Source organism: Bradyrhizobium sp. 33ap4, assembly GCF_032654765.1.
GTDB classification, from domain to species: domain Bacteria; phylum Pseudomonadota; class Alphaproteobacteria; order Rhizobiales; family Xanthobacteraceae; genus Bradyrhizobium; species Bradyrhizobium australafricanum.
The window spans coordinates 45,836-63,366 of sequence record NZ_JAUMTJ010000025.1; the positions used below are offsets into that span (position 1 = coordinate 45,836).

A 17,531-nucleotide genomic window follows, 5' to 3' on the forward strand; every position below is an offset into this window, starting at 1 on the left:
GGAGGCGGATGCTGAGTCCGGAGAACAAGAAAAGGATCCTGGTGCTCGGCGTCGGCAATATCCTATGGGCCGATGAGGGATTCGGCGTGCGGGTGGTAGAGGAGTTTTATCGTCGCTACACCATCGATGACAACGTCTCCATCCTCGATGGTGGCACGCAGGGGCTCTATCTCGTCAGTTTTCTTGAGCAGGCCGATTGCCTGATCGTGTTCGATGCCGTCGATTATGGACTTTCTCCCGGACAGTTGAAGCTCGTGCGAGATGACGAGGTGCCGAAATTTACCGCTGCCAAGAAGCTGAGCCTGCATCAGACCGGCTTTCAGGAGGTCTTGAGTGCGGCCGACCTGCTTGGTCGCTGCCCGCGAGAGCTCGCTCTGATCGGCTGTCAGCCGCTGGACCTGGAGCATTGGGGCGGTCCGTTGACTGCACCGGTGCGTGTTCAGATCACGCCTGCGATCGAACTGGCCTGCAACCTGCTGGCCCAGTGGGACGCACCGGCAAGACCGCGGGCCGCCCCGCTGCCTGCATCAGAACGGCTGTTGGGGAACAATATCGACCATGTCAATTATGAAAGGGCGCAGCCGATCTAGCGGCCGCGGTTATCCATGTGCCTTGGCTTACCAATGACGATTGTTGAGACCGACGGCGTCACGGCGCTATGCGAGTATGGCGGTGAAAAGCGGCGTGTCTCGGTCATGCTGCTCTCCGGCGCGATGGTCGGCGCCAAGGTGCTCGTCCATATCGACACAGCGGTGCGGCCCTTGGAGGAGGATGAAGCAAGGCGAATTTCGGAAGCACTCGACGGGCTCGAGGCTGGTCTCAACGGCGAGGACTGCGATCGCTTCTTTGCGGACTTGATTGGTCATGAGCCGCAATTGCCCGACCATCTACGCTAGTGGGGTGCCGAGCGCGGACATCGTGTTGCCGGCCCCTGCTCACGAACCGATTTGCAATCGTAGGCAACTTTTACAGAGAAAATGTAAAGCGCTTACAGCCACTGCTCCGGCCGGGAATGCGATCGCAGCGAGACGATCATTGGCATGTGCCTTGCTAAGACCTCGCCGAGAAGAACCCGAAGACTATCGGAAAGGCGTCTGATGAAGTTCCAGCCGGCTCAGCATGATCTGGCGCGGCCTGGTCTGTCCGAGGTGGAGAGAGGGGGCGGCGATGCTCATCTGGCCGGGCAGGATCCCGGGACGGGAGGCGTGGAGCTGCCGTCGGCAGCGGGCCCCTTATATTCACGCTGGGCGATCCACGTCGCAACCGCGCTTTCTGAACAGACCAAGGCGCTCCGGCGGCCCGTGCAACGGGTCGTAACCGCACGCGGCGCTGGTGACGAACCGGGCGGGCGGCTCGGCCTGCGTGACCCGCCGAGGCCGATCGAATGCCCTCAGCGCGCTACACTGCGCCTGGTCGGCAAGAGTCAGGTCCGGTTGGACAAGATCGCCCCCATGTCGGCATCGATCGTAAGACCACAAGCGGGTACCGCCTGGATCGCCAATAGCATTGCCATTCGGCACGTTCACCGGAACGTCGGATCATGAAAACGGCGGCCCGCAACGGAGACGAAAGCCCTGCGTCGCCGATGAGCGCGCTTCCTGTGGATGCGGATAGTCTCGACGTCATCCATAGCGGGCCCGCGGCTGTGGGGGCGCTCGCCGAGCGCGTTTGGCGCGATGGCGGCGAGCTTGCAAGAAACTGTCCAAATGCCATCGCCCTGTTATCGAACGCCGCTGCTGCCGCTCGCGGCCAGAAGAGCAGCGCACGCACGCAACTGTATGGGCTCGCGGATCTCAGTGATCCCGAGCGCAAGCTGATTGCCGAAGTGCTTGGGGAAGGCGAGGTCGCCGGCTTCGTTGCGCTACCAGATGGCTCTCTGGCCGAAATCCAGGAGTCCGTGCTTGCGGGAATCTGGCGCGTGCGCATCGGGACGGAACCGGCGCACGAATACCTTGAGATCGGGGCGATCCCGCAGATCGTGCGACGCGCCGCAACAGACCTGACGTCGACCAATCTGGTGATCGGTGCGGCGCCGGACGGCGCAATGAACGTGTTGCCGGTGCTCGCCGAAATACGCGAGCGGGCGCGCGCCTGGCGGCATGGCATGCGCGCGCATGTCATCAATCTGACACTGCTGCCGATGAACGCCGTTGATCTGGCGTTTCTGCAGCAGAGCCTGGGAAATGGTCCGGTCCAACTCATCTTCCGCGGCTACGGCACATGCCGAGTGCAGGCGACCGGGATCCGGAACGTCTGGTCGGTGCAGTTTTTCAACTCTATGGATACCATCATCCTCGACACGCTGGAGATCGGCGGCACGCCGATTGTTGCGTTGGCTGCCGACGAGGATTTCGAGGATTCTGCCGAACGTCTGCAGGAAATCATGAAGGCTTACGTCTCATGAAGAGCTTGGAGACTGTTTGGCGTCCGGTCGGTTCTCACAGCCGGCGCGCGCGCAATGTGGCCTTGGCTGAATCGTGCGCAACCACCGGAGAACGATGGCGACGCAGACTGCTGCGCGAGCGCGTTGCGCGCGAAAAACTAAAAGCTGCTTCGGCTTTCGTGCGTCCAAGGCCGGCTTTGCGTCGGCTGAAGGTGATGCTTGAGCGTGGACAGGACTTTCGCAGGCGCAAGCACGCCGAGGTGTCGGCGTCTGACGAGATGCTCGTAGCAGCCTGTTGGGATATCGCCGGTCGAGCCATGCGCCCGCGATCGGTCTTGAACGATCCATGTCCAGGGTCGACGCGATCGGGTTTCGCACGCGCGGAAGGCAGGGGCGATAGCGTAATGGGCGCGCCTTGGGCCATGAAGGTGGCCGTCTGCCTGGGCAACGGCACCTGCTCACGGCATGCTGGGCAGAGCTCGAACCTGCGCTCAGTTCGATCCGGCGACGTTGAACTTGTTTTCAGCGAAATCGCGCCATTGAGCTCGAGCACCTGTTGCTTCCTGCTCTCGGCGAGTTCCGCAGGCGAAGACATGGGTGGCGCCATTGCCGAAGTAGCGGTCCCTGCCATGGTGTGGCCGGACGACCGCCGAACGCAACGTCATTTCCAAGCATCACATCTTCGTTTGATCAATCGCCGGCATTTCTTGCGCGAGATGATGGCGGACCGGTGCGCATGAGCCTTATCGCCCGCAACAAAATCGATGTCACCATATCGCTTGCTGCCGACGTCATCGCCGCGGTCGAGATCCTGCCGCGAGCCAGGCCGCCGCTGGCGCGGCTGTTTGCCGGCAAACCGCCATCGTCGTTGCTCAATGCGCTGCCGCAGCTCTTCACCTTATGTGCTGCTGCGCAGCAGGCCGCATTGCTGTCCGCGATCGAAGCGGCGCGTGACGAAGAGATCATCCTCGCGACAAAGCAGCGTCGTATGATCATGGTCGTTGCCGAACGCATCTCAGAATTGCTGCGGGCTCTCTTTGTCGCGCATCCTACGCCGAACGCCAGTGCGGCGGCGATCCGGTCCCTAATACGGGCATTGTCCATGCTTGTCGGCAGCGCCCGGCCAGCTCGCGGCTCTGCTCGACGCGAAGCGATAGCTCAGATTGTTGCTGCGCTCACTGCACTTGGCATGCCGAATGAAGATGGCGTGCCAAGGCCCGGTAGCCCGTCCGCGCTTTGCATTGCAGCGCTTGATGAGGTCGACTTGAAGTCCATCCGGATCGCGCACTCGTTCCTGTCCGTCGCCGACGACCGCAACATCGTTGAACGGCTGCTCGGCGATGACCCGACATTTTGCCATTGTCCCGACCTTGGGGGCCGTGCGCCCGAGACAGGTCCATGGGCGCGCCAAATGACGCGTGAGCGGCTCTGGCTGGGGCGGTCCGGTCCGGTTGAGCGGCTGAAGGCCAGAATTGCAGAGATCGTTCGGCTATGCGATTGGCTCAAGTCAGGTGCTCATATCGACGCAGCGGAGCCTGGGATCGTCGAAAGCTACAGGTTAGGTCCTCGACGTGCAGCGGCCGCGGTGGAATGCGCCAGGGGGCGCCTCTATCACGCGGTTGAGCTTGATCCTCAGGGCCAAATATACCGCTTCGAATTTCTTGCTCCGACGGAATGGAATTTCCATAGGCGCGGACCGCTTGTCCGTAACCTGCAGGGCGCGGTGCTGACGGCGAGACGGCATCAGAAAGCGGTTCGTGCGGTGATCGAATCGCTTGATCCCTGCGTCGGATTCACACTCAAGTTTCGCAAAAGTTGACGATGCATGAAATGGCGCTTTGTCAGAGCATCATCGAAATCGTCGAGGAAGAAGCGCATCGCCGATCGTTTTCGCTGGTGCGAAGCATCTGTCTGGAGATCGGGGCCTTGAGCCATGTCGCGCCGCAAGCGCTCAGGTTCTGCTTTGGTGTCGTCGCAACGCGGACCATTGCCGAGGGCGCGGCTCTTAGAATCATCGAACGCCCCGGCGAGGCCTGGTGCATGACCTGTTCGAAGAGCGTCGAGATTGCACGGCGCGGTGAAAGCTGTCCTAGTTGCGGCAGCTACCAGTTGCAGGTCACCGCGGGCGAAGAGATGCGGGTGAAAGAACTGGAGATCGATTGATGTGTGGCGTATGCGGCTGCAGCGAAGGGACTCCTTCGACCGAGCCCTCCGAAGCGCATAATGCGCAAGGCCGCGCTCGCGACTATCCTCATGTGCAGGACGATTGCGATCGCCATGAGGCGCATCTGCATGACGACCAGGACCTGCAGCGTTCAAACCATGCTCGCCACAGCCATGATCACGATCATCATCCTGGCCGTCGGAGGGCGGATGGTGGGCAAGCGATTCTGGACTGCAGCGCCGGCCCGGCTGGCTTGAAGGTCGCGGACATGCGCCGCGAGCGGGTTGTTCAGATCGAGCGCGACATCCTTAGCAAGAATAGCAGGATCGCGGCGGATAACCGCGCGCTATTCGTGGCCGATGAACTCCTCGTGTTCAATCTCGTGTCCAGTCCCGGTGCAGGCAAAACTTCGCTATTGGTCCGCGCCGTGTCCGAGCTCAAGCGCAGCCGTCCGATCGGGGTGATCGAAGGCGACCAGCAGACCTCGAACGATGCCGAACGCATTCGCGCGACCGGCGTGCCAGCCATTCAAGTCAATACCGGAAAGGGTTGTCATCTTGATGCTGCCATGATTGGCGAGGCTTATCGCCGCCTACCGCCGCTCATTGGCGGTATCCTCTTCATCGAGAACGTCGGTAACCTGGTCTGTCCCGCGGCCTTCGATCTTGGCGAGGCCTGCAAGATCGTGGTGTTGTCGACCACTGAAGGTGAAGACAAGCCGCTCAAATATCCGGATACATTTGGCGCTTCTTCACTCATGCTGATCAACAAGGTTGATCTGGCGCCGCTGCTTGAATTCGATTTGGGCAAGACCGTCGAATATGCAAGACGCGTCAATCCAAAGATCGAAGTACTCACGGTTTCGGCGCGGACCGGCGAGGGTTTTGGCGGGCTCTACGCCTGGATCGATAAGCAGGCAGCGCATCACAGGCGCGCCTTGGAGGACACGAGGCGATGAGCGCCACCACCTGCGACCGAACACGGCTGCGCGTGCGCGTGAGCGGGGCCGTGCAAGGGGTCGGCTTTCGCCCCTACGTTTATGGCCTCGCCACGCGGTACGGATTAGCGGGGTTTGTCGTCAACAGCTCCGAGGGCGTCACCATCGAAGTCGAGGGTCGCCGCGCGCCCGAGTTTGTCGCCGCATTGCCGCTCGAACTGCCCCCACTGGCACACATCGACCACATCTGCGTTCAGCAGACTGCGGCGCTCGCGGCAAAAGGCTTTTCGATCGGCACGAGCGAGGGTGGCAAGTTATCAGCGCGGATCGTCGCCGATGCCGCGACGTGCCAGCAATGCCTCAGCGAGCTGTTCGATCCCGAAAATCGCCATTACCTTTATCCGTTCGTCAGCTGTTCCCATTGCGGCCCGCGCTATACGATCGCCGAACAGCTTCCGTATGATCGCCACAACACGGTCATGAAAGCTTTCAGGCTGTGCGCTGCCTGCGCGGCCGAATATGCCGATCCAGCGAGCCGCAGGTTTCATGCGGAGGCGATCGCGTGTCCGATATGCGGTCCTCGGCTCAGCCATGGGATCAATGCCATTGTCGCGGCGATCGCCGGCGGCCAAATCGTAGCCATAAAGGGGCTCGGCGGATATCAACTGCTCTGCGATGCACGCAACCAGGACGTCGTGCAGCGATTGCGCAGCAGAAAGCACCGCCTTCAGAAGCCGTTCGCGGTCATGGTCGGTTCCACAGAGCTGGTCAACGAAATCGCAGAAGCGAATGAGGCCGAGCTTGCGCTGCTTGAATCCGTAGCACGTCCCGTTGTCCTTCTGCCTTCGCGCAATAATCTGGCGCCCGCCATAGCTCCTGGCTTATCGCGCGTTGGTGTCATGCTGCCGGTCGTGCCACTGCATCACCTCATCTTTCACGCGCTTCGCTCGACGGGAGCGTGGCTTGAGGGGGCGTGCCCTGTCATCGTCGCAACCAGCGCCAATTCTTGCGGCGAACCGCTCCTGATCGACAATGCGCAGGCGCTGTGGCGGCTCGAAGGGATTGCAGACCTAGTCGTAACCCATGATCGCGATATCCTGACACGTGCCGATGACTCCTTGCTGTCGGTGGTGGCCGGCCGGACCCAATTCGTACGCCGCGCACGTGGCTACGTCCCCGAACCGATCCGGCTTGCGAGGTCTGTGCCGGTCGTGCTCGCCGTCGGTGGCGCGCTGAAATCGACCGTCACCATCACGCGGGACAACGAAGCCTTCGTCTCCCAGCATATAGGCGATCTCGATACCGCCGAAGGTATCCGTGTGTTCGAGGAGACGATCCGCCACCTCGCATCGACCCTTGATGTGGAGCCTGTCGTCATTGCCCATGATCTGCATCCCAATATGGCATCGACCCGCTTTGCGGAAGCAAGCGGCCGGGCCCTTGTCGCCGTCCAGCATCACCACGCCCACGCTGGCGCCGTCATTGCTGAGCACGGCCATGCCGGACCGGCGCTTGCCCTGGTGCTCGACGGCCATGGCTTCGGTTCCGACGGCGGTAACTGGGGTGGCGAGCTGTTGCTGTGCGAAGGAACAAGGTGTCGACGCATCGGGCATCTCGCGCCTTTGCAAATGCCTGGTGGAGAGCGGGCGGCGCGCGAGCCGTGGCGTATGGCAAGCGCAATATTGCAGGCGCTCGGCCGGGGTAACGAAATCGGGCCTCGCTTTGCTGCGCAGCGGCAGGCTGAGCGCATGTCGGTATTGCTCGATCAGCCGGGCGGGGCCACCACGACCAGCGCGGGCCGGTTGTTCGATGCCGCGGCAGCGCTGCTGGGAATCGCATGTGTGCAGAGCTATGAGGGCGAAGCCGCGATGAAGCTCGAGGCGCTGGTGCGGCGGACTGCGATTTTCGATGCCGGCTGGACCATCGACGGCGGCGTGCTATCGCTTCGACCGTTATTTGCGCGGTTGATTGCAGACGACATCGACGCGGCGGACGGAGCCGGGCTGTTTCATGGCACCTTTGCCGCCGCTTGCATTGACTGGGTCAGCCGCTCTGCACGGAAAACAGGCGTCAATACCATCGTTCTAAGCGGCGGCTGCTTTCTGAACGCGGTGCTGGCGGATGAAATTGAGCGCGGTTGCCGCAGCGCAGGCCTCACCCCGCTGGTGCCACGGCAGCTGCCGCCCAACGATGGAGGTTTGAGCCTCGGCCAGGCGTGGATTGCCGCTCTGCAGATTATTGAACGGTCTTCAGCCCTGGAAGGAGTAGCCTGATATGTGTCTTTCGGTCCCGGCAAAGGTATCAAAAATTCTTCCCGACGATATGGCGATCGTGTCCATCGATGGGGTCAGCTTGGAAATATCGATTGCTCTCATCGAAGAGCTCGACGTCGGCGACAGCGTTCTGGTCCATGTCGGTTATGCGCTCTCCAAGATCGACCCGGCAGAAGCCACGCGCACGTTGGAGCTCTTGCAGGAGCTCGGCAGTGCAGGGCAGGAACCCCGACCATGAAGTATGTCGACGAATTTCGTGACTGGACCATCGCACAGGGACTCGCGCGGGCAATTGGCGCCGAAGCCGGTGCGCGACGGGCTTATAGGTTCATGGAATTCTGCGGCGGACACACTCATGCGATCTCCCGCTACGGCCTCGAGGATTTGCTGCCCGCGAACATTCGTATGATCCACGGGCCCGGTTGTCCCGTCTGCGTTCTGCCCGCCAGCCGGATTGACATGGCGATCCGGCTCGTCGAGCGGCCGGAGGTCACTCTGTGCGTTTATGGCGACCTGATGCGCGTGCCCGGGTCGCAGGGGCAGTCCCTGATGCGAGCCAAAGCGCTCGGCGCAGACATTCGGATGGTCTATTCGACGCTCGACGCTATCCGGCTCGCCGAACAGGTGCCAAGCCGGGAGGTGGTCTTCTTTGCCATCGGATTTGAGACCACGACGCCGCCGACCGCGGTGATGATCCGGATTGCCGAAAAGAAGCGGCTGAGGGGCCTTAGCGTGTTCTGCAACCATGTGCTTACGCCCTCAGCGATGCACAGCATTCTCGAGAACCCGAAGATGCGCAATATCGGCGGGGTCGCAATCGACGGCTTCGTTGGTCCTGCACATGTCAGCACGATCATCGGTACGCAGCCCTACGAGCCCCTGGCGGAGCAATTCGGCAAGCCGATCGTGATCGCGGGATTTGAGCCACTCGACGTGATGCAGGCGATCCTGATGCTGGTACGCCAGGTAAACGAAGGCCGCTACGAGGTAGAGAACCAATACAGCCGTGCGGTGACTCGCCAAGGCAACCGACGCGCCAAGGACGAGGTTTCGCAGGTATTCGAATTGCGTGAGCAGTTCGAATGGCGTGGGCTTGGGCTCGTCCCCAACAGTGGGCTGAAGTTGAAGCGGGCTTACGCGGGATTTGACGCCGAGGCGCGTTTTGCGATGCACGAGCTGCGTGTCGCCGACAATCCGGCATGCGAGTGCTGCGCGATCCTGCGCGGCGCCAAGCGGCCGGTCGATTGCAAGCTGTTTGGAACCGTCTGCACGCCAGAAACACCCGTCGGGTCCTGCATGGTTTCCTCGGAAGGCGCTTGTGCCGCGTATTGGACCTATGGCCGAGTTCGCGATGACCAGGTGAGGCGGATGTCATGAGCGTAAAGGCCTATCAAGGCAAGCTCGACGTCGACAACGGACGCGTTGATCTTTCCCACGGATCCGGGGGCCGTGCCATGGCGCAACTGATCTCCTGCGTTTTTCACCAAGCGTTCGGTAATGAATGGCTTGCCCGCTGCAATGATCAGGCGGCGTTTGATGTTGCGGCAGGCAGGATGGTAATGACGACCGACGGCTATGTTGTTTCGCCGCTGTTCTTTCCCGGAGGCAATATCGGGTCACTGGCTGTGCACGGCACGATCAATGATGTCGTGATGGCCGGCGCACGTCCACTCTATCTATCGGCCAGCTTCATCATTGAAGAGGGGTTCCGGTTTTCGGATCTCAGGACGATTGCACAGTCGATGAGCGAGGCGGCGCGCGCTGCCGGCGTTTACATCATCACTGGAGACACCAAGGTCGTCGAGCGCGGCAAGGCGGACGGCCTGTTCATCTCTACGACGGGCATCGGGTTTCTGGCCGATGGCCTCGATCTCTCAGCCGACAAGGCAAGGATCGGGGACCGCGTGCTGATGTCCGGCAGCCTCGGCGACCATGGAGTGGCGATCATGTCAGCGCGCCAGAACGCTGCTCTTCAAGTTGAGATCATCTCGGATTCCGCATCGCTGCATGACTTGGTGGCTGTCATGATGACGGCCGGTGGGCGCGGCATCCGGGTGATGCGTGACCCCACGCGGGGCGGACTTGCCGCCGCTCTCAACGAGATTGCTCATCAATCGGGCCTCGGGTTTCGTCTGCAGGAAGCGGCCATTCCCATAAAGCCCGCCGTTGCGGCCGCCTGCGAGCTTCTTGGGCTTGATCCGATCCATGTCGCCAATGAGGGCAAGCTCGTTGCGATCGTCGCGCCTGATGTGGCCGACGCCGTGCTTGCAGCCATGAAGGCGCATCCACTTGGGTGCGATGCAGCCGATATTGGCGAGGCGGTCGCTGACGAACACGAATTTGTGCAAATGGCGACCAGTTTCGGCGGCGGACGAATTGTCGACTGGTTGTCGGGCGAACAATTGCCTCGGATCTGTTGAACACACCGCACCCGTTTGCGGCGAGCATGCGGGAATGGCGGTTAAGCTCAAAGAGCAGGTCATTCAATCCACTTCGCATCTGTGGGTTTGAAATCCTGCGTAGCTGGCGAAAGATCGCTGAATTTCTGCGCCATATACGCGCATGGATCGCAATATCGCTGCGCTCTTCCGATTAAAAAGCCCCTCCAGGCAGGGAGTTTTCAAATGAAGGTCGGGGTCCCCAAGGAAATCAAGGCGCACGAATATCGCGTGGGCCTTACCCCTGGAGCCGTCCGCGAATACGTGGCAGCGGGCCACCGCGTGATGATCGAGACCAATGCCGGTGCTGGCATTGGTGCAACCGATGACGATTATCGCGCCGTCGGCGCAACGATCCTGGCTTCTGCAGGCGAGGTATTCGCATCGAGCGAGATGATCGTAAAGGTTAAGGAGCCTCAGCCGTCCGAATGGAGCCAGCTGCGGGAGGGCCAGATCCTCTTCACTTACCTGCATCTGGCGCCAGACCCGGAGCAGGCCAAGGGACTCCTCAAATCTGGGTGCACCGCGATCGCCTATGAGACCGTAACCGATGCTCATGGGGGCCTTCCACTGTTGGCGCCGATGAGCGAGGTCGCGGGTCGGCTTGCGATCGAAGCGGCGGGTAGCGCGCTGAAGCGCAGTGCAGGCGGACGAGGGCTGCTAATCGGTGGAGTGCCCGGTGTTCAGCCGGCTCGGATCGTGGTGATCGGGGGTGGCGTCGTTGGCACGCACGCGGCACGCATGGCGGTCGGTTTGGGCGCGGAGGTCACCATCATCGACCGTTCGATACCCCGGCTCCGCGAGTTGGACGAGCTATTCGAAGGTCGCGTTCGTACCAGGTTTTCCACCATCGAATCCGTAGAGGAGGAAGTATTTGCGGCCGATGTGGTAATTGGTGCGGTGCTCGTTCCAGGAGCGAGCGCACCGAAGCTGGTCCGCCGGAGCATGCTGAGCTCAATGCGCAAGAGCGCGGTCATCGTGGATGTCGCTATCGATCAGGGCGGCTGCTTTGAGACATCGCATCCAACCACCCACGCCGATCCAACTTACGAGGTGGATGGCATCATCCATTATTGCGTGGCCAATATGCCCGGCGCTGTGCCGTTGACCTCGAGCCAGGCACTGAACAACGCCACTCTGCCATTTGGTTTGGCTTTGGCCAACAAGGGTTTTTCCGCCGTGCTCGAGAATCCGCACCTGCGCGCGGGCCTCAATGTCCATCGAGGCCGGCTCACTTACAAGGCGGTTGCCGAGAGCCTCGGGCTCCCCTTCTCTCCGATCGAACAGGCTGCGGCCTGATCCCAGAGGCCCCACACGGGCGTTTCCTCCCTGACTTGGGCCACCCTTCGGGGTGGCTTTTTTTGGGCTCTATCAACCTGCAGAGCGCCGCTGGCATGTCCCTGGAGCGCGGAGCGAAGGCCGACGCGTCATGGGAGATAAACTGTTCGTCCAATAGAGGGTATATGAATGCACGTCTGCGGGTAATCCGATAGGATTGAGTATTGCCTGCAACGGCTCGCCCGGTGGGGCCGCGATCATCAAACCGACTTTTATCTGCTATCTGCGCGATCAGTGCGACATTTCTGGTCGTGCTGTGGAGATGCGCATCGGATTGGTGACGACTGCACCGGCTCTTCATCGTAGCGCGCTGTCGCTAAATCCGCCGCCGTCCGTCAGCAGAACCGATATGATTGGCACTGGCGAACCTGACGCAGTAGCGGAGCACTCGGAGGGGACGGTGCCGATCTGTAGCTGCGCTACCGCGGCCATCTGAAAGATCAGCCGGTGGACGCGGTTGACCTCGTTGGTCGACTGCCGCCGGATCGACCATGGGCTCAAGCTAAGGCGTCCTGCCGTCATGCACATTGTCGCATTTGCGACAACCGTTGAGGCGGCGACAAGTGCTTTGGAAAATAACCGAGACAAATCAAGCCCAGGCTCTTTGGCATAAGACTTGAACGCAAGAAGCGGTCCCTCACTTTTGCTATGGAATCGCAGTGATGCCCTACAAGATAATCGCGTCTCAGTGCACTGTCTGCGGCGCGTGTGAGTTCGAATGTCCCAACGCCGCGATCAGCCTGAAGAACGACATATACGTGATCAATCCGGCCCAGTGCACCCAATGTGAGGGGCATTTTGAGGCGCCGCAATGCGCTGTCGTTTGCCCAGTGCCCGACACCTGCGTGCCGGCATAAGAGACTAGCCGATGAGTGGGGCTCCGGCACACATGATGAAGACACCAGCGAAGGCGGTGTCTATCTGGATCGGTCACCCGGTTTTCTCACTCGCTGGTCCCCCGTTGGCTGTGACTTGCGCGATCGGCTCGGAGGGGACGCAGGCGGACCGTCGTCGGCCGGAGTTGTTCGTGCGCGAGCGGAGGGGGCAATGGTAGCTGTACAAGAGACGGTCGAGCGCGTCCGGCGCATCGACGTTGACCAGTATCGATATGGGTTTGAGACGCTGATCGAGTCCGACAAGGCCCCGAAGGGGCTGTCGGAAGACACCGTCCGCTTCATCTCCGCAAAGAAGAATGAACCGGCCTGGATGCTGGAATGGCGCCTGGAGGCGTATCGCCGCTGGCTGACCATGACCGAGCCGACCTGGGCGCGCGTCGACTATCCGAAGATCGACTACCAGGACATCTACTACTATGCGGCGCCGAAGCCGAAGAAGACGCTGTCCTCGATCGACGAGATCGATCCGGAAATCCTCAAGACCTACGAGAAGCTCGGCATCCCGCTGCGCGAGGTCGCTATCCTCGAGGGCGTCCAGCCGCCGCCCGGTGGTGAGCAGACGCCGAACCGCAAGATCGCGGTCGACGCCGTGTTCGATTCGGTTTCTGTTGCGACTACCTTCCAGAAGGAGCTGAAGGCGGCCGGCGTGATCTTCATGCCGATCTCGGAGGCGATCCGCGAGCATCCCGAGCTGGTGCAGAAATATCTCGGCACCGTGGTGCCGACCTCGGACAATTACTTCGCGACATTGAATTCGGCTGTGTTCTCCGACGGCTCGTTCGTCTACGTGCCGCCGGGCGTGCGCTGTCCGATGGAGCTGTCGACCTATTTCCGCATCAACGAGCGCAACACCGGCCAGTTCGAGCGCACGCTGATCATCGCCGACAAGGCCTCCTACGTCTCCTATCTCGAGGGCTGCACCGCACCGCAGCGCGACGAGAACCAGCTGCACGCCGCCGTGGTCGAGCTCGTCACGCTCGACGATGCCGAGATCAAGTATTCGACGGTGCAGAACTGGTACCCGGGCAATTCGGAAGGCAAGGGCGGCATCTACAATTTCGTCACCAAGCGTGGCGACTGCCGTGGTCGCAATTCGAAGATCTCCTGGACCCAGGTCGAGACCGGTTCGGCGATCACCTGGAAATATCCGAGCTGCATCCTGCGCGGCGACAATTCGAGCGGCGAGTTCTACTCGATCGCGATCTCGAACGGCTTCCAGCAGGTCGACAGCGGCACCAAGATGATCCATCTCGGCAAGAACACGTCGAGCCGGATCATCTCCAAGGGCATCGCCGCCGGCAAGTCGCAAAACACCTATCGCGGTCTCGTCAGCGCCCATCGCAAGGCCACCGGCGCACGCAACTACACCGCCTGCGACTCGCTTCTGATCGGCGACAAATGCGGCGCGCACACCGTGCCCTATGTCGAGGCCAAGAATTCCTCGGCGATACTCGAGCATGAAGCGACAACGTCGAAGATCTCAGAAGACATCCTGTTCTTTTGCGCGCAAAGAGGCTTGAGCGAGCAACACGCCATTGGCCTCGTGGTCAACGGTTTCGCGAAAGACGTGCTGCAAAAATTGCCGATGGAATTTGCGGTGGAGGCGCAGAAGTTGATCTCGATCTCGCTCGAGGGATCCGTCGGATAATTAATCGTTCCGCGAGCCCTCCTGATCGCGGCGCGCGTTCCGGATCACGCATTTCAGGATCAGATCACAATGGCGCTACTTGAAGTCCGAGATTTGCATGCCGGTATCGAGGGCTGCGAAATTCTTCGCGGCCTCGATCTTACGGTCAATGCGGGTGAAGTGCATGCTATCATGGGGCCGAACGGCTCCGGAAAGTCTACGCTTAGCCACGTTATCTCCGGCAAACCCGGCTATCAGGTGATCGCTGGCCAAATCCTGTTCAAGGATGACGACCTGCTCGCGATGGAAGCAGACGAGCGCGCTGCCAAGGGCGTATTTCTTGCCTTCCAGTATCCGGTGGAAATCCCTGGCGTAACCACCATGAACTTCCTGCGCGCGGCGCTAAACGCCCAGCGCAAGGCGCGCGCACAAAAGGAATTCTCCACTCCCGATTTTACGAAACGAGTCCGCGAGGTCGCTAAGTCGCTCAACATCCCGCAAGGCATGCTCAAGCGCGGCCTAAATGTCGGATTTTCTGGCGGTGAGAAGAAGCGCAACGAGATTTTGCAGATGGCGCTGTTCGACCCGAGCCTGTGCATCCTGGACGAGATCGATTCCGGTCTCGACATCGATGCACTGCGGATTGTCGCGGGCGGCATCAACGCGTTGCGTTCGCCGCAACGAGCGATGATCGTGATCACTCACTATCGGCGGCTGCTCGACTACATCGTGCCGGACGTTGTCCACGTGATGTCGAAAGGGCGGGTAAGAAAGAGCGGCGGCAAGGAACTCGCACTGGAGCTTGAGGCTTCTGGCTATGCCCAATTCGAGGACGTGGCGTGACGGCTCAAAGGGTTTCCAGATGAATCAGGTTGTAGTCAAAGCCGCCGCTGGGCGCACAATGGACAATGTCTTCGCCGCGGCGCATGGACGGCTGCCTGGCTCTGGGCCCGTCGCTCATATCCGTGCAAGGGCATTTGAGGCCTACAAGTGCGCCGGCCTCCCGCATCGGCGCGTTGAGGCTTGGAAATACACCGATCTGCGCGCCCTGATTGGCGAGGTCCAGCCACTCGCTCCGCAACCGAATGCGGCTGCACTGGTGCACGCAAGGACGTCAGTTAAGCGAGCGGCAGTCGAGCAGGCGGTCAAGCTCGTCTTGGTGGATGGCATATTCGCCCCCGAGCTATCCGACGTAGGTAGGCTGGAAAATGGGGTCGATGTGCGGTCGCTCCGAGAGGTCCTGGAGAATTCCGCCGACAGCGCGATGGCCGGGCTGATACTCTCGACGACGACTGATGCGATGATTTCGCTCAACGCGGCAATGGCGACCGATGGCTTGGTGATTACGATCGCTGAGGGCAAAGCGGTAAAGCGTCCGATACAGATCGTTCACGTCGCGACCGGATCGTGGGCGTCCAACTTCACGCGTTCCTATCTGCATCTCGGCCAAGGCGCAGAAGCGGTCGTGCTGGAAAGCTTCGTCTCGAACGAAGGCGCGAGCGGCTATCAGACTAACGATGCGACAATCGCCCTGATTAGTGAGGAGGCGCGCTTTTCGCATATCCGACTGGCAGCCGATGCCGCTGACGCGGTGAATATCTCGTCGGGGATCATCGCGGTCGGCGCCAGGGCGAGGCTTGATCTCTTCGGCATGATCTGCGGAGGCTCGGTCAGTCGCTATCAGGGATTCATCACGCTAGCCGGCGAGGGATCCAAGCTCTCGGCGAACGGGGTCAATCTCATCAGGCACAAGCAGCACGTCGACACGACAATCGTCGTCGAGCACGCTGTGCCCCACTGCGCCAGCCGGGAGAAGTTCCGTGCGGTTATAGATGATTGCGGCCATTCGGTGTTCCAAGGCCGGATTGTCGTGCGCCCTGCCGCGCAGAAGACGGACGCCACGCTGACGATGCGAGCGCTGCTTCTGTCTGACGAGGCCGGCGCCGACAACAAGCCCGAACTTGAAATCTTGGCCGACGACGTGACTTGCGGCCACGGATCGACATCAGGCGCGCTGGATGACACTCTCGTATTTTATCTGCGCGCTCGCGGTCTATCCGAGAAGGAGGCGCAGGCGTTGCTGATCAGAGCGTTCCTGGGTGAGGCGATTGAGGAAATCGGTATCGAGGATCTGCGCGATTTTGTGACCGCGCAAGCTGAACACTGGTTGCAGGCGCGGTGATGAGCGTGCATCCCGCGATGAAGAATGGCCGGTACGAGGTTGACCGTCTGCGTACGGACTTTCCTGCGCTGAGCATGACAGTTTATGGAAGACCGCTGGTCTATCTCGACAATGCCGCCTCGGCGCAGAAGCCTAAGGCGGTACTTGACCGTATGATGCAGGCGTACTCCAGCGAATATGCCAACGTGCATCGCGGTTTGCACTACCTCGCTAACGCGGCGACCGAGGCGTATGAAGGTGCCCGTGCCAAGCTGGCGCGATTTGTAAACGCCCGTCTAAACGAAGAGATCATCTTCACCCGCAGCGCTACCGAAGCAATCAATCTGGTCGCCCAGACCTTCGGCCGTGAACGCGTCACTCCAGGGGATGAGATCATTCTCTCGATGATGGAACACCATTCCAACATCGTGCCGTGGCACTTTCTCAGGGAACGGAACGGTGCAGTGATCAAATGGGCGCCAGTCGATGATGACGGCAACTTCCTGCTCGATGCATTCGAGCAGCTCCTGACGCGACGCACCAAGATGGTTGCCATCACGCAGATGTCGAACGTGCTCGGGACCGTTGTGCCGGTGAAGGATGTGGTGAGTATCGCGCACGCGCGTGGTATCCCGGTGCTGATCGATGGTTCGCAAGGAGGCGTCCATCTGAACGCCGACGTCTGCGATATCGATTGCGATTTCTATGTGATGACGGGCCACAAACTCTATGGTCCGACGGGTATCGGACTGCTTTACGGCAAATCTGAGCATCTGGCGTTGATGCCACCCTTCAATGGCGGCGGCGAGATGATCCGTGAGGTGTCACGTGCCGGCGTCATCTATGGTGATCCGCCGCACCGGTTCGAGGCGGGTACGCCACCGATCGTTGAGGCGGTCGGTTTCGGGGCGGCTGTGGATTACATCAATTCCATAGGCAAGGAGCAGATCCGCGAGCACGAGAGTGCGTTGCTTGCCTACGCACAGCAGCAGCTGGGGGACATCAACTCCCTGCGCATGATCGGGACACCGGCCGATAAGGGGCCAATTATCTCCTTTGATATGAAGGGTGCGCATGCGCATGATATTGCCACCGTTGTCGACCGCGCAGGTGTAGCGGTGCGGGCGGGGGCCCATTGCGCGATGCCGCTGCTCAAGCGCTTCGGCGTTCTGGCGACGTGCCGTGCGTCCTTCGGCCTCTATAACACATACGAAGAGATTGATACGCTCGTAAGCGCGCTCACCAAGGCGCGGCAGCTATTATCGTGAACCGGCGAGCTTGCCACGTCTAGGCGTAGGCAGCTTGCGTCGATCT

At 60.8% G+C, this 17,531-nt stretch carries 18 protein-coding genes; 17 read left to right on the forward strand and 1 reads right to left on the reverse strand.

The window, feature by feature from the left end:
- Nucleotides 1–8: 8 nt before the first annotated feature.
- From Q2M23_RS20460 to Q2M23_RS20475, 4 genes are all read left to right on the forward strand, one after another.
- A complete protein-coding gene (locus tag Q2M23_RS20460) occupies nt 9–590 on the forward strand; it encodes a HyaD/HybD family hydrogenase maturation endopeptidase (RefSeq protein WP_316396808.1) in 582 nt (193 codons plus the stop codon).
- Nucleotides 591–605: 15 nt separating this feature from the next.
- Nucleotides 606–896 carry a HypC/HybG/HupF family hydrogenase formation chaperone gene (locus Q2M23_RS20465; protein ID WP_092090206.1) on the forward strand — a complete coding sequence of 97 codons (291 nt, stop codon included), beginning with the start codon at nt 606–608 and terminating at the stop codon, nt 894–896.
- Between the two features lie 201 nt (nt 897–1,097).
- Nucleotides 1,098–1,544: a hypothetical protein gene (locus tag Q2M23_RS20470; protein WP_316396809.1), complete on the forward strand. Its 447-nt coding sequence runs from the start codon at nt 1,098–1,100 to the stop codon at nt 1,542–1,544.
- Nucleotides 1,541–2,404: a hydrogenase expression/formation protein gene (locus Q2M23_RS20475; protein WP_316396810.1), complete on the forward strand. Its 864-nt coding sequence runs from the start codon at nt 1,541–1,543 to the stop codon at nt 2,402–2,404. Before Q2M23_RS20470 ends, Q2M23_RS20475 begins: the two co-directional genes overlap by 4 nt.
- A gap of 470 nt (nt 2,405–2,874) precedes the next feature.
- Here the strand turns inward: Q2M23_RS20475 and Q2M23_RS20480 are convergent, their stop codons facing one another.
- Nucleotides 2,875–3,054, reverse strand: a complete 180-nt coding sequence (locus Q2M23_RS20480) for a hypothetical protein (protein WP_143029819.1) — start codon at nt 3,052–3,054, stop codon at nt 2,875–2,877.
- Nucleotides 3,055–3,119: 65 nt separating this feature from the next.
- Between Q2M23_RS20480 and Q2M23_RS20485 the strand changes: the two genes are divergently transcribed.
- The 13 genes from Q2M23_RS20485 (at nt 3,120) to Q2M23_RS20545 (ending at nt 17,485) form a co-directional block, all read left to right on the forward strand.
- The gene (locus tag Q2M23_RS20485) at nt 3,120–4,202 is read left to right on the forward strand and encodes a hypothetical protein (protein WP_092090204.1); all 1,083 of its coding nucleotides are present in this window, start codon (nt 3,120–3,122) and stop codon (nt 4,200–4,202) included.
- Nucleotides 4,203–4,204: 2 nt separating this feature from the next.
- Nucleotides 4,205–4,546, forward strand: coding sequence for a hydrogenase maturation nickel metallochaperone HypA (gene hypA / locus Q2M23_RS20490; protein ID WP_092090203.1), 342 nt, complete (start codon nt 4,205–4,207; stop codon nt 4,544–4,546).
- Entirely contained in the window at nt 4,546–5,505 is a 960-nt protein-coding gene (gene hypB, locus Q2M23_RS20495) for a hydrogenase nickel incorporation protein HypB (RefSeq protein WP_253588077.1), read from the forward strand. Before hypA ends, hypB begins: the two co-directional genes overlap by 1 nt.
- The gene (hypF, locus tag Q2M23_RS20500; RefSeq protein ID WP_316396811.1) at nt 5,502–7,757 is read left to right on the forward strand and encodes a carbamoyltransferase HypF; all 2,256 of its coding nucleotides are present in this window, start codon (nt 5,502–5,504) and stop codon (nt 7,755–7,757) included. The genes hypB and hypF overlap by 4 nt, the downstream gene beginning before the upstream one ends.
- Before the next feature lies 1 nt (nt 7,758).
- Nucleotides 7,759–7,995: a HypC/HybG/HupF family hydrogenase formation chaperone gene (locus Q2M23_RS20505; protein ID WP_081334788.1), complete on the forward strand. Its 237-nt coding sequence runs from the start codon at nt 7,759–7,761 to the stop codon at nt 7,993–7,995.
- Nucleotides 7,992–9,134 carry a hydrogenase formation protein HypD gene (gene hypD / locus Q2M23_RS20510; RefSeq protein ID WP_092090201.1) on the forward strand — a complete coding sequence of 381 codons (1,143 nt, stop codon included), beginning with the start codon at nt 7,992–7,994 and terminating at the stop codon, nt 9,132–9,134. Before Q2M23_RS20505 ends, hypD begins: the two co-directional genes overlap by 4 nt.
- A complete protein-coding gene (gene hypE / locus Q2M23_RS20515) occupies nt 9,131–10,177 on the forward strand; it encodes a hydrogenase expression/formation protein HypE (RefSeq protein WP_316396812.1) in 1,047 nt (348 codons plus the stop codon). The genes hypD and hypE overlap by 4 nt, the downstream gene beginning before the upstream one ends.
- A 204-nt stretch (nt 10,178–10,381) precedes the next feature.
- The gene (gene ald / locus Q2M23_RS20520) at nt 10,382–11,494 is read left to right on the forward strand and encodes an alanine dehydrogenase (protein WP_069279810.1); all 1,113 of its coding nucleotides are present in this window, start codon (nt 10,382–10,384) and stop codon (nt 11,492–11,494) included.
- 701 nt (nt 11,495–12,195) lie between these two features.
- On the forward strand, nt 12,196–12,390 hold the full coding sequence (locus Q2M23_RS20525; protein ID WP_057018034.1) for a 4Fe-4S binding protein: 195 nt from the start codon (nt 12,196–12,198) through the stop codon (nt 12,388–12,390).
- A 190-nt stretch (nt 12,391–12,580) separates the two neighbouring features.
- Nucleotides 12,581–14,077 (forward strand): Fe-S cluster assembly protein SufB, encoded by a 1,497-nt coding sequence (gene sufB, locus Q2M23_RS20530; protein ID WP_316396813.1) that lies wholly within the window; start codon nt 12,581–12,583, stop codon nt 14,075–14,077.
- 69 nt (nt 14,078–14,146) lie between these two features.
- Nucleotides 14,147–14,899 carry a Fe-S cluster assembly ATPase SufC gene (sufC, locus tag Q2M23_RS20535; RefSeq protein ID WP_057018191.1) on the forward strand — a complete coding sequence of 251 codons (753 nt, stop codon included), beginning with the start codon at nt 14,147–14,149 and terminating at the stop codon, nt 14,897–14,899.
- A 19-nt stretch (nt 14,900–14,918) separates the two neighbouring features.
- Nucleotides 14,919–16,238 carry a Fe-S cluster assembly protein SufD gene (gene sufD / locus Q2M23_RS20540; RefSeq protein WP_316396814.1) on the forward strand — a complete coding sequence of 440 codons (1,320 nt, stop codon included), beginning with the start codon at nt 14,919–14,921 and terminating at the stop codon, nt 16,236–16,238.
- A complete protein-coding gene (locus tag Q2M23_RS20545) occupies nt 16,238–17,485 on the forward strand; it encodes a cysteine desulfurase (protein WP_316396815.1) in 1,248 nt (415 codons plus the stop codon). Before sufD ends, Q2M23_RS20545 begins: the two co-directional genes overlap by 1 nt.
- The last annotated feature ends 46 nt before the right edge of the window (nt 17,486–17,531 follow it).

Coding starts and splice junctions, on each gene's coding strand:
- sufC (WP_057018191.1), top strand. CDS start 14,147: ATGGCGCTACTTGAAGTCCGAGATTTGCATGCCGGTATCGAGGGCTGC.
- Q2M23_RS20475 (WP_316396810.1), top strand. CDS start 1,541: ATGAAAACGGCGGCCCGCAACGGAGACGAAAGCCCTGCGTCGCCGATG.
- Q2M23_RS20525 (WP_057018034.1), top strand. CDS start 12,196: ATGCCCTACAAGATAATCGCGTCTCAGTGCACTGTCTGCGGCGCGTGT.
- hypF (WP_316396811.1), top strand. CDS start 5,502: ATGAGCGCCACCACCTGCGACCGAACACGGCTGCGCGTGCGCGTGAGC.
- hypE (WP_316396812.1), top strand. CDS start 9,131: ATGAGCGTAAAGGCCTATCAAGGCAAGCTCGACGTCGACAACGGACGC.
- Q2M23_RS20470 (WP_316396809.1), top strand. CDS start 1,098: ATGAAGTTCCAGCCGGCTCAGCATGATCTGGCGCGGCCTGGTCTGTCC.
- hypD (WP_092090201.1), top strand. CDS start 7,992: ATGAAGTATGTCGACGAATTTCGTGACTGGACCATCGCACAGGGACTC.
- Q2M23_RS20485 (WP_092090204.1), top strand. CDS start 3,120: ATGAGCCTTATCGCCCGCAACAAAATCGATGTCACCATATCGCTTGCT.
- Q2M23_RS20545 (WP_316396815.1), top strand. CDS start 16,238: ATGAGCGTGCATCCCGCGATGAAGAATGGCCGGTACGAGGTTGACCGT.
- sufD (WP_316396814.1), top strand. CDS start 14,919: ATGAATCAGGTTGTAGTCAAAGCCGCCGCTGGGCGCACAATGGACAAT.
- hypB (WP_253588077.1), top strand. CDS start 4,546: ATGTGTGGCGTATGCGGCTGCAGCGAAGGGACTCCTTCGACCGAGCCC.
- ald (WP_069279810.1), top strand. CDS start 10,382: ATGAAGGTCGGGGTCCCCAAGGAAATCAAGGCGCACGAATATCGCGTG.
- hypA (WP_092090203.1), top strand. CDS start 4,205: ATGCATGAAATGGCGCTTTGTCAGAGCATCATCGAAATCGTCGAGGAA.
- sufB (WP_316396813.1), top strand. CDS start 12,581: ATGGTAGCTGTACAAGAGACGGTCGAGCGCGTCCGGCGCATCGACGTT.
- Q2M23_RS20505 (WP_081334788.1), top strand. CDS start 7,759: ATGTGTCTTTCGGTCCCGGCAAAGGTATCAAAAATTCTTCCCGACGAT.
- Q2M23_RS20460 (WP_316396808.1), top strand. CDS start 9: ATGCTGAGTCCGGAGAACAAGAAAAGGATCCTGGTGCTCGGCGTCGGC.
- Q2M23_RS20465 (WP_092090206.1), top strand. CDS start 606: ATGTGCCTTGGCTTACCAATGACGATTGTTGAGACCGACGGCGTCACG.